Annotated in this window: 10 protein-coding genes and 1 pseudogene; 3 read left to right on the top strand and 8 right to left on the bottom strand. The window is 71.7% G+C overall.

Translation table 11 applies throughout. From position 1 onward, the window contains the following. Positions 1–350 precede the first annotated feature (350 nt). Together ACA514_RS35680 and ACA514_RS35675 are read right to left on the bottom strand one after the other, a co-directional pair. Entirely contained in the window at positions 351–677 is a 327-nt protein-coding gene (locus ACA514_RS35680) for a transposase (protein WP_375045683.1), read from the bottom strand. A 448-nt stretch (positions 678–1125) separates the two neighbouring features. Continuing rightward, positions 1126–2013, bottom strand: coding sequence for an alpha/beta fold hydrolase (locus tag ACA514_RS35675; protein WP_375045682.1), 888 nt, complete (start codon positions 2011–2013; stop codon positions 1126–1128). A gap of 80 nt (positions 2014–2093) precedes the next feature. Here ACA514_RS35675 and ACA514_RS35670 point away from each other — a divergent pair, with 80 nt between their 5' ends. After that, positions 2094–2573, top strand: coding sequence for a MarR family winged helix-turn-helix transcriptional regulator (locus tag ACA514_RS35670; RefSeq protein WP_375045681.1), 480 nt, complete (start codon positions 2094–2096; stop codon positions 2571–2573). Between the two features lie 369 nt (positions 2574–2942). On the opposite strand, the gene ACA514_RS35665 is transcribed toward ACA514_RS35670, so the two are convergent. Genes ACA514_RS35665 through ACA514_RS35655 form a run of 3 tightly spaced genes read right to left on the bottom strand, consistent with a single transcriptional unit; the run spans position 2943 to position 4857 of the window. After that, entirely contained in the window at positions 2943–3149 is a 207-nt protein-coding gene (locus ACA514_RS35665; RefSeq protein ID WP_375045680.1) for a hypothetical protein, read from the bottom strand. Positions 3150–3169: 20 nt separating this feature from the next. Beyond that, positions 3170–3877: a helix-turn-helix transcriptional regulator gene (locus ACA514_RS35660; RefSeq protein WP_375045679.1), complete on the bottom strand. Its 708-nt coding sequence runs from the start codon at positions 3875–3877 to the stop codon at positions 3170–3172. Positions 3878–3906: 29 nt separating this feature from the next. Then, positions 3907–4857, bottom strand: a complete 951-nt coding sequence (locus ACA514_RS35655; protein WP_375045678.1) for an alpha/beta fold hydrolase — start codon at positions 4855–4857, stop codon at positions 3907–3909. 187 nt (positions 4858–5044) lie between these two features. Between ACA514_RS35655 and ACA514_RS35650 the strand changes: the two genes are divergently transcribed. Continuing rightward, a complete protein-coding gene (locus tag ACA514_RS35650; RefSeq protein WP_375045677.1) occupies positions 5045–5881 on the top strand; it encodes a 3-hydroxybutyrate dehydrogenase in 837 nt (278 codons plus the stop codon). A gap of 2 nt (positions 5882–5883) precedes the next feature. After that, positions 5884–7743: pseudogene (locus tag ACA514_RS35645) on the top strand (helix-turn-helix domain-containing protein); the annotation flags it as partial. A gap of 24 nt (positions 7744–7767) precedes the next feature. Here the strand turns inward: ACA514_RS35645 and ACA514_RS35640 are convergent. Genes ACA514_RS35640 through ACA514_RS35630 form a run of 3 tightly spaced genes read right to left on the bottom strand, consistent with a single transcriptional unit; the run spans position 7768 to position 10882 of the window. Then, the gene (locus ACA514_RS35640) at positions 7768–8751 is read right to left on the bottom strand and encodes a branched-chain amino acid ABC transporter permease (RefSeq protein ID WP_375045688.1); all 984 of its coding nucleotides are present in this window, start codon (positions 8749–8751) and stop codon (positions 7768–7770) included. A gap of 19 nt (positions 8752–8770) precedes the next feature. Beyond that, positions 8771–9631 (bottom strand): branched-chain amino acid ABC transporter permease, encoded by an 861-nt coding sequence (locus ACA514_RS35635; protein ID WP_375045676.1) that lies wholly within the window; start codon positions 9629–9631, stop codon positions 8771–8773. 12 nt (positions 9632–9643) lie between these two features. After that, the gene (locus ACA514_RS35630) at positions 9644–10882 is read right to left on the bottom strand and encodes an ABC transporter substrate-binding protein (RefSeq protein ID WP_375045675.1); all 1239 of its coding nucleotides are present in this window, start codon (positions 10880–10882) and stop codon (positions 9644–9646) included. Position 10883: the final 1 nt, after the last annotated feature.

The raw sequence follows: 10883 nt of genomic DNA, 5'->3' as shown, positions 1-10883 counted from the left end.
CCTTAAGCGCTGCCTCAGGGGCCGCAGAGGCTCCAAAGTCAAGGGTGGACGAAGTCCATCGCGAAGCGACGCCGAAGGCGCCCTTGACTTTGGAGGGGCGGCCCCGTACGCAGCGCCACCCCACCACCCGAACACCCCTGTCGCCGTTCATCCCACCGCGAGCACCGAACACCGACTACGCGGGATCAGCCCATCCTGCCGGGCGCAGAGCATTAACAGCGGCGACGTCGAGAACAATTGTGTCGAGGTCGCCGACCTGGAGGAAGAACATCGGCAGCAGCGACAACAAGAACCCGGCCGCTGAGCATCTCACCATCTCCCGGCGGCACTTCGCCGCGCTCCTCGCCGACCTAGGGCGTGTTTCGAAGTAGGTGGAGCCATTGGTTGATGGCGGTGGTCTCCAGGATCGCCTGGTAACGGGCGGAGAGCTTGTCGTGTCTGGTGGCCAGGGCCCGGTGGCGCTTGAGGCGGTTGATTCCGCACTCCATCGCGTGGCGGCCGCGGATCGCCCGGGACGAGTACGCCTGGTCGGCCCGGACCCGATCCGGCCGGGTCCGGGGGCGGCCTGGCCCGGTTCGGGCGACGCGGAGGCCGGCCATCACGACCTGGAACTGCGGGGCGTCCCCGCGCCGCCCGGCCGTCACTACCAGTGACAACGGCATCTGCCCCCTGCTCATACGCCGGATGCACCTTGGTCGACAGCCCGCCGCGGGAGCGCCCCAGCCAGTGATCGGCCGGCTCGGTGACCGTCCCGCCGGGCGGCTCGCGTTACAGGTCACCGTGCCGCCGGGCTCCGGCGGCGTGCTGGTGGGCGCGCATGACCATGGAGTCGACGTTCACTTCCCAGCCGATCAGGGCGACCGCGTCCGCGCGCACCCGCCAACGGATCCCATCGATGAGCTGCCCTCTAGTCCATTTCGACGGTCAACCCAGCCGCCGGACGACGGGCAGCAGCGGCCCCAGGATCACCCATTGCGCGTCGGTCAGGTCGAACCGCCTCGTCACCGCCAGGGCGGCCACGAGGTCTCCGGTTTCAGGTTCTTCCTGGTCGATGAACCATCTACTGGAGACCTCACTGCATCCGGCTCACAACACACCGACACACACCCCACCTCGAAACACGCCCTAGGCGGCGTCGATGCCGTCGATGAAGCCGAGGATGGCCTTCGCCAGTTCTTCGGGGGCCTCCATCGCGGCGTAGTGGCCGACACCGTTGAGCTGGACGGAACTGACTTCCGCTGACGCGGCCTCGGACATGGTCCGGGCAGTGAACGGGCCGCCGCCGGCTCCGACCGCGAGCACGGGCGCGGTCAGCCCGGGGGACTCGGCGAGGGCCTTGAGCTCGGGCCCTTCCCGAAGCAACGACCGGTAGAGGCCGGTCGCGCCGCGCCAGCCGTCCGGGCGTGCGTAGGTGCGGGCGAAGTCGTCGATGTCGGCATCGGTGACCGCGCCCGCGACGGCGGTCATGGACGGGAACGCGTACTGCCCGAGGAACTCGCGCTCGCGGCCGGCCAGGAGCATCTCGGGAATGCCGGGCGCGGCGAGCACCCCGATGTGCCAGGCGCCGCTGCGGCCGACGTCGGCCAGCGCCTCCCAGCCGAAGCCGGGCAGGCCCGTCTCGATGGCGGTGAGGCTGAGCACGTCCTCCGGGCGGGTGACGGCCAACCGGAAGACCGTCGCCCCGCTGACGTCCTGCCCGGTCAGGTGGACCGGGCCGAGGCCGAGGTGCGTGATCAGCTGGTGCAGGTCCTCGGCCGAGGCCTTGCTGTCGTGGTCACGCGGCGCCGTGTCGGAGTCACCGAAGCCGCGCAGGTCGACGGCGAAGACCCGGTGGCCGGCGGCGAGCAGGGGAATGAGCTTGCGGAAGGCCCTCCAGGTCTCGGGGAACCCGTGGACCAGCAGCACCGGGGACCCGGTGGTCCCGGCGGCGGCGTAATGCAGGCTCGTTCCGTTGACGTGTGCGCGGTGGTGGGTGATCTCGGGGGCGGTGGGGACCGCCGGTGCGCTGGTCATGGTTTCTCCTTATTTCGACAGCCTGGCTGTCCAATATAGACAGCCTGGCTGTCCTTTGTCGAGGGCCATATCCTTCTCGCATGTCTCGCTCTGGCGCTGATCTCGCGCTGCTGCTGCTCGGGGGCTTCCGCACGCTCGTGGACGCCGCGACCGCCGAGCTGGCCGATCGCGGCTACGAGGACGTGCGCCCCGTTCATGACTTCGCCATACGGGCCATCGCCGCCGGCGCCGACAGCGCGTCGGAGCTGGCCCGCCGCCTGTCGATCACCAAGCAGTCGGCCGCGAAGACCATCACCGTCCTGCAGGAGCGCGGGTACGTCGCCCGGGAACCAGACCCGCACGACGCCCGCCGCAAGCGCCTTCGGGTGACCGAACTCGGCTTCGACGTGCTGCGCCAAGGCGAGGCGATCTTCGAGGAGCTCCGCGATCAGTGGGCGCGGCGAGTCGGCGCCGCCGAGCTGGAGCGCATCGAAGACCACCTCACGACGCTGGTGGGCACGCAGCCGGTGCGCTTCGACACACCGGCGTGGATCGCCCGCGACGTAGGCGAGCCGGCCTGAGCCAGGCTGCTGACGGGCGGACTCGACGGCAGGATGTTCCGGCCGACGCTGCGCGACGTCCAGGTTCGATGGCGACGTGGACCATGGCGTCGCCGCTGCTCAAGTGGTCCTACGAGGGACGGCCGAGGCGGGCCGCCCCGGCCCCCGGCGCCGGGTCAGGACCGCTCCGGCGCGTCCGTTGGCGAGAACGGGACGCGCAGGACGGTGCCTTGGTCGAGGTCGGCGGCCAGGACGGCACCCTTGTGGGTCTTCAGGCCGTGGCCACCAGATACGACAAGATCCCCGTCCGTTACCAGGCGGTCCTGGAGACCACCGTCATCACCAATGGCTCCACCTACTTCGAAACACGCCCTGGGGGCGCAGGACTGATCAGAAGCGTTCGCCGTAGTGGTCTTCCTCTGCGAGGTGCCAGCGTTCTTCCGCATCCCCGTGGATCTGCACGCATCGCTTGCACGTGGCGTGGCGCGGGTCGTCACGGATCTCGTCCGCGGAGACGTATTGGCGGCACAGCGTCTGGACGAGGCCGTTCTTGTCCTTCTCCGGCAGGTGGAGCACTCGCTCCGCTGACGCGCTCATGCTCGCGACGCTACGCCCGTTCAGACGAATTCGAGGGGGCGGACGACGTAGTCGGCCGGGACGTCCTCGTGCATGGCGTCGACGGCGCGCTCGGGGGCGGTCTCCTCCAGCAGGGCGGCGCGGCGGACGCGGTCGGTGCGGAAGATGCGGCGGCCGCCCCGCTTGCGGCACCAGGCGGTCAGGTACCAGCCCTTGCTCGACGCGGTGAACGAGACGGGCTCGACGTCACGTTCGGTCTCGGCGCCCGTCCGGTCGGTGTAGGTGAGGCGGACGACGCGGCGGGTCAGGACGGCCTCCTCCAGCACGGCGGGCACTGAGCACGGCTCGCCGGCGTCCGGCGGGGTGAGGAAGCGGACGCGGGCGGCGAGCTCGCGGGCCGAGGCGCTGTCGTCCGCCGACATCGCCGCGACGATCTTGTGCAGGGCGGTGCGGGCGGACCGGGAGTACGGCGAGCCGCCGGCCCGGGACAGGGTGATCGCGACGGCGACGGCCTCGGCGGGGGTGAAGTTCAGCGGCGGCAGGGTGCGGCTCTTGTCCAGGGTGTAGCCGCCGCCCCGGCCGACGTCCGCGAAGATCGGCACGCCGGCCTGCTGGAGCGCGCCGATGTCGCGTTCGACGGTGCGGACGCTCACCTCGTAGCGGGCGGCCAGCTCCCGGGCGCTGACCCGGCGCGGCGCGCACGCCCGCAGCTCCTCCACCAGGGCGTACAAACGGTCGGTGCGGTTCACGCCGCGACCGTACGCGGCGCCTCCGACATTCAGAGGGCGCGCAGGAAGCCGATCAGGGCGTCGTTCACCTCGGCGGGCCGTTCCTGCTGCACCCAGTGGCCGCATCCGGACAGCCAGACGGTCTCGCGGAGGTTCGGCACGAAGTCGGTCATGGTCTCGATCGCGTGCGGTGCGCCGGTGGCGACGACGTCGCGGTCGCCGGCGAGGAAGAGGGCCGGCGGGCTGACCTGGGCGCGGTGCCAGGCGGTGGTGAGCTCCCAGTTGCGGTCCAGGTTGCGGTACCAGTTGATCGGCCCGGTGAACCCGCTGTCGGCGTATTCGGCGACATAGGTGGCGATGTCGTCCTCGCTCAGCCAGGCGGGCAGCTTCTCCGGCTCCGGGACGGTGTCGAGGAGCCCGCCGCCCTCCGGCGCGATCCAGGCTGCGCCGCCGCCGTCGCCGGACGCGCCGTGCATCAGGCGGCGGAAGACGGCGGCGCGGTCGCCGTCGAACTCGGCCTCGGGGGCGCCCGGCTCCTGGAAGCGGACCATGTAGAAGCCGTCGCCGAACATCCGCCGCATCGCCTCGACCGGCGGCCTGGAGCTGCGCGGACGGTGCGGGACCGACATCCCGACGACGCCGCGGACCTTGTCGGGGCGCATCAGCGCGGTGTGCCAGGCGACGGGGGCTCCCCAGTCGTGCCCGACCACGACGGCGCGGCCGCCCCCGAGCGCCTCGATCAGGCCGACGACGTCCCCGACCAGGTGCAGGATCGAGTACTCGCCGGTCTCCAAGGGACCGCCCGTGCGGGCGTAGCCGCGCTGGTCGGGCGCCACGGCGTGGTATCCGGCGTCGGCGAGGGCGGTGAGCTGGTGGCGCCAGGAGTACCAGCATTCGGGGAAGCCGTGCAGCAGCAGGACGAGCGGCCCCTCGCCCGCCTCGGCGACGTGCATGCGCAGGCCGCTCTGGGACTCGACGTGGCGATGCGTGATCTCGGTCATCGGAACCTTCTGGGCGGTGAGGCGACCGGGCGGGGCCAACGGTAGCCAATGCGCAAGATCATCGCGCAAGGACCGGGGACCGCGCGGCACGAAAAGGACGGCTGTAAGGCTCGTCCATACTGTTCGTCATGGGATTGTGTGTCGGCGCCACATGGGAGCCCGTCGCCGCGCTTCGTAGGTTCTGCGCATGACGAGCGTGACACCGCGGCCTGCCGCGCAGGACGCGCCGGGGCCCGCCGCGCGGCCGGCGCAGGGGCCCGCGGCCCGGGCCGGCGAAGCGCTGGACCTGTCGGGGAAGCGAGCCCTGGTCACCGGCGGCGCGAGCGGCATCGGGCGCGCCTGCGCCGGGCTGCTGGCCGGGGCCGGCGCCCGGGTGGTGGTCGCCGACGTGGACGGCGAGGCGGCGCGCCGGGCGGCGGAGGAGATCGGCGGGATCCCCCTGCTCGCCGACCTCTCCGACGTGGACCGGCTGGACGGCATCGCCGCGGGCACCGACATCCTGGTCAACAACGCCGGCGTCCAGCATGTGGCGCCGGTCCACGAGTTCCCGCCGGAGGTGTTCGCGCGGATCCTGCGGCTGATGGTGGAGGCGCCGTTCCGGCTCGTCCGGGAGGCGCTTCCCGGCATGTACGAGCGGGGCTGGGGACGGATCGTCAACATCTCCTCCGTCCACGGGCTGCGGGCCTCGCCGTTCAAGTCGGCTTACGTGACGGCCAAGCACGGGCTTGAGGGGCTCTCCAAGGTGATCGCTCTGGAGGGCGCCGCGCACGGCGTGACGTCCAACTGCGTCAACCCGTCCTATGTGCGGACGCCGCTGGTGGAGGGCCAGATAGCCGACCAGGCGCGCGCGCACGGCATGGCCCCGGACGAGGTCGTCGAGCGCGTCATGCTGGACCATTCGGCGGTGAAGCGGCTGATCGAGCCCGAGGAGGTGGCCGCGCTGGTCGGCTACCTGTGCTCTCCGGCCGCCTCGATGGTGACCGGCGCGTCCCTCGCCCTCGACGGCGGCTGGACGGCGCACTGACAATGGCCCGTATGTCCTGCGGCGTCTTCCTCGAACTGCTCGCCCGCGAGGCGTCCCCCGTCGAGTTCGAGGGGCCGCTGGTGCAGGCGCGGGCCCAGGGCGCGCCGGCGGCCGTGCTGGCGGAACTGGAGGCGGCGAAGCTCGCCGCGCTGCGGGTCCGCGCCGTCATGCGGCGGCACGCGCGCCGGGAGGCGGAGCTGGCGGCGCTGTTCGACACCGCGGGCGACCTCGCCGGGCTCCGCGACCTGGACGCGGTGCTGGAGGCGATCACGCGGCGCGCCCGGCGGCTGCTGAACGCCGACATCGCGTACCTGACGCTCAACGACGACGAGCGCGGCGAGACCTACATGCGGGTCACCGACGGGTCGGTGTCGGCGGCGTTCCGGCGGCTGCGGCTGCCGATGGGCACGGGCCTGGTGGGCCTGGTCGCGCAGACGGCGATGCCGTACACGAGCGCGCACTACCTCGGTGACGAGCAGTTCCGGCATCGCGGGTTCATCGACGAGGCGGTGGCCGAGGAGGGCATCGTCGCGATCCTCGGCGTGCCGATGCGGCTGGGCAGCCGCGTGATCGGCGTGCTGACGGCCGCGAACCGCAGCGAGCGCCCGTTCGACCAGGAGGAGGTCGCGCTGCTCGGCTCGCTGGCGGCGCACGCGGCGGTCGCGATCGACAACGCCCGCCTCCTGGAGGAGACGCAGACGGCGCTGGAGGAGCTGAGCGCCGCCAACGAGGTCGTCAAGGCGCGCAGCGCGGCCGTCGAGCAGGCGGCGCGCGCGCACGACCGGATGACGGCGGTGGTCGTGCGGGGCGGCGGCGTCGAGGACGTCGGGGCGGTCGTCACCGAACTGCTGGGCGGGACCCTCCACGTCCTGGACGCCGACGGCCGGCACCTCGCCACGACGGGCGCCGTGTCGGCGTCGTTGAGCGACGAGGAGCTGTCCGGTGTGATGGCGTCGGCGCACTCTGCGCGCGCGCAGGGACGCACCGTCCGGCGCGGGGACCTGTGGATCGCCTCGGTGACGACCGGCGACGAGATGCTCGGCACGCTGGTGCTGCGCACCGCCGACGAGGTGTCCGGCGAAGACCAGCGCATCCTGGAGCGGGCCGCGCTCGTGACGGCGCTGCTGCTGCTGTTCCAGCGCAGCGTGACCGAGGCGGAGGGCCGCGTCCGGGGCGAGCTGCTCGACGACCTGCTGTCGGGCCGGCGCACCGACGCCGACACGCTGATCGTCCGGGCCAGGCGGGTGGACGTCGACCTGAGCGCGCCGCACGTGGTGCTGTCGGCGCGGTACGAGTCGCACGACCACCGGCAGCGCGCCGCCTTCTGGGCGTCGTCGTTCGCGGCGGTCGAGCACGGCCTGGCCGCCTCGCGCGGCGACGAGATCGTCCTGCTGCTGCCCGGCGAGCGGGCGGGCGACGCGGCGCGCCGGGTCGCCAAGGAGCTGGGCGCCTCGCTCGGCCGCCCGGCGACCGTCGGCGCGGCGGGGCCGGTGCGGGGGCCGTCCGGTATCGCGGCCGCGCACACCGAGGCGCGGCGCTGCGCGGACGCGCTGCTCGCCCTCGGCCGCCGCGGGGACGGCGCCGGCGCGTCCGAGCTGGGCTTCGTCGGCCTGCTCATCGGCGACGCGCGGGACGTCCCGGGGTTCCTCGCCGGCACGATCGGGCCCGTCCTGGACTACGACGAGCGGCGCGGCACGGCGCTCGTGCAAACGCTGGACGCCTACTTCGGCACGGGCGGCAGCCTGTCCCGGACGGCCGAGCGCCTGCACATCCACGTCAACACCGTCAGCCAGCGCCTGGACCGCATCGCCCGCCTCCTGGGCGACGACTGGCAGTCCCCCGAACGCGCCCTGGAACTCCAGCTGGCCCTCCGCAGGTCGACGCGGTCAGACGGGGGTGGTGATCTTGGCGGGGGCCGGGTCGGGGCGGCGGTTCGCCGTGCGCTTGGCAAGGAGGGTCCGGGCGGTGCCCCAGACGCCGCGGCGGAACACCAGGACCACCACGATGAAGATCGCGCCGGTGATGATCCCGGTCTCCTGGAAGCCGGCCGTGGCGAGGTAGTCGTTCAGCTCCACGATCAGCGCGGCGCCGATCGCGCCTCCCCACAGGGTGCCGATGCCGCCGAGGACGACCATCATCACGGCCTGCCCGGACGTCGTCCAGTAGACGCCGTCCAGGGACGCGAAGCCGTGGCCGATGGCGAACAGGCCGCCGCCCAGCCCGGACAGCGCCGCCGACAGCACGAACGCCAGCAGCTTGTAGCGGTCGATGCTGTACCCCAGCGCGCGCGCACGCGCCGGGTTGTCGCGAATGGACACCAGTACGCGTCCGAACGGCGACCGGACGATCCGCCACGCGACGAACAGGCCGGCGAGGATGAACGGCAGTCCCGCGTAGTAGAAGAAGAACGGGTCGGACAGGTCAGCACCGAAGAAGTCCCTCGGAATGCCTTGCAGCCCGTTCTCGCCGCCCGTGACGTCCCGCCACTGGTTGGCGACGAAGTACACCATCTGCGCGAACGCGAGGGTGACCATCGCGAAGTAGATGCCGCGCAGCCGGATGGACAGGTAGCCGATGGGGACGGCGAGCACGGCGGAGAACGCCGCGCCGCCCAGGATCGCCACCGGGAACGGCAGCCCGGAGTGCACCGCGATCAGGCCCGTCGCGTAGGCGGCGGACCCCCAGAACGCGGCATGGCCGAACGACAGCAGCCCGGTGAAGCCGAGCAGCAGGTCCACGGCCGCGGCGAACAGCGCCCAGCAGGCGATGTCCAGCGCGACCGGCGGATAGACGAACCACGGCAGCACGAGCGCCGCGACGAGACCGGCGGCCAGCAGGACGGGCCGTCCGGCGAGCCTCGACAACACCATCACTGTGCCCCTTCAGTAATCACAGGGCCTCCTCGCGGCCGAACAGGCCGGCCGGGCGCCACAGCAGCACGGCCGCCATCAGGATGAACACCAGCGTCTGCGACAGCGACGGCACGTAGTAGTTGCCGAGCGCCGAGACGATCCCGACCGCGAACCCGGCGGCGACCGACCCGAACACCGAGCCGAGCCCGCCGATCACCACCACGGCGAACACCGTGATGATCAGGTCCGAGCCCATCAGCGGGTTGACCGCCCGCATCGGCGCGGCCAGCACGCCGGCGAACCCGGCGAGCGCGACGCCGAACCCGAACACCGGCGTCACCCAGCGGGCGACGTCGATGCCGAGCGCGCGGGTCAGCTCGGGCCGCTCGGTCGCCGCCCGGACGATCATGCCGACGCGGGTGCGGGTCAGCACGACCCAGACCGCCCCGCACACCACCACCGACACCGCCAGCACGAACACCTGGTAGGCGGGGTACTCGAACAGGCCGAGGTCGATGGATCCGTCCAGCGCGGACGGGCGCGGATACGGCTGCGACTGCACGCCGTACTCGCGCTTGACCAGGTCCTGGAGGATCAGCGCGAGACCGAAGGTGAACAGGAAGTTGTAGAGCGGGTCGAGCGGCGCCAGGCGGCGGATGAACAGCCGCTCCAGCACCGTCCCGGCCGCGCCCAGCACGATCGGGACGAGCGGCAGCGCGACCCAGAAGTTCACGCCCCACGAGTCGAGCAGGACGTAGGAGCCGAACGCGCCGAGCATGTAGAACGCGCCGTGCGCGAAGTTGACCACGCCGAGCATCCCGAAGATGACCGACAGGCCGAGGGCGAGCAGGGCGTAGAACGCCCCGCCCACCAGCCCGTTGAACGCCTGTTGCAGCACGCCGGGCCCGCCTTACAGCTTGCAGGCGGGGTCGGGCTGCTGGAACGCCTGCGCCGCCGGGATCGTCTTGAGGATCTTCTCGTAGTCCCAGGGCTCCTTGACCTCGCTGGACGGCTTCACCTGGGCGATGTAGGCGTCGTGGAGGAGCAGGTGGTCCTGGGCGCGGATGGTGCCGGTGGCGGTGAACACGTCGTTGACCTGGTGGCCTTCGAGCTGCTTCACCACGCCGTCGGACTTGTCGGTGCCGCCGCGCTGCACCGCGTCCAGGTACTGCAGGGCCGCGGAGTAGTCGGCGGCGTGCACCGCCGTCGGGCGCTTGCCGGTCTTGGCCTGGAACTTGTCGGCCCAGGCGCGGTTGCCCTGGTTGGCGTTCCAGTACCAGAAGTCGGTGAAGCGCGTCCCGGCCAGGGCGTCCGGGCCGAGCGAGTGGATGTCGGTGATGAACATCAGGCCCGTGGCCAGGCCGACGCCCTTGTCCCGCAGCTTGTACTCGTTGTACTGCTTCACCAGGTTGACGAGGTCGCCGCCCGCCTGCATGGCGCCGAGCACCTGCGGCTTGGGCTTGAGCCCCGGCGCCTTCAGCAGGAACGTCGAGAAGTTGTCGTTCGGGAACGGCGTCGGGTCGGACCTGACGACGGTGCCGCCGGTGTCCTTCACGGCCGCGGTGAACGTCTTCTGCATGTCCTGGCCGAACGCGTAGTCCGGGTAGACGATGTACCAGTTCTTCGAGCCGTCCTTGGTGACCTCGCTACCGGTCCCGTGGGCCAGCATGTAGCTGTTGTAGCCGTAGTGGAAGGTGTACTTGTTGCACTGCTGGCCTTCCAGCGCGGTGGACGCGGCGCCGACGTCGATGAACAGCTTCTTCTTGTTCTTGGCAACGGTCGCGACGGCGAGGGCCGCCGACGAGGTCGGCACGTCCACGATGAGGTCGGCCTTCTGCCGGTCGTACAGCTCCTGCGCCTTGGAGTTCGCCACGTCGGGCTTGTTCTGGTGGTCGGCGGACACCACCTCGATCTTCTTCGCTACCGCCTTGCCGCCGTACTTGGCCTTGTAGTCGGCGACGGCCATCTTCACCGCCTCGACGGCGTTCTTGCCGGACAGGTCCGCGTAGACGCCGGACTGGTCGGTGAGGACGGCCAGCACGACCTTGCCGTCGCTGATCTTTCCCCCGCCCCCGCCGGGTCCGCCCGCGCAGCCGGCCAGCAGCGCTCCGGCCGCGGCGAGCGCCGCCGAACGTCGCACAAGTGTCATG

It is taken from the genome of Actinomadura sp. NTSP31 (assembly GCF_041951385.1).
In the GTDB taxonomy this organism is placed as follows: Bacteria; Actinomycetota; Actinomycetes; order Streptosporangiales; family Streptosporangiaceae; genus Spirillospora; species Spirillospora napierensis.
This window is presented reverse-complemented; position numbering and strand designations above follow the sequence as displayed.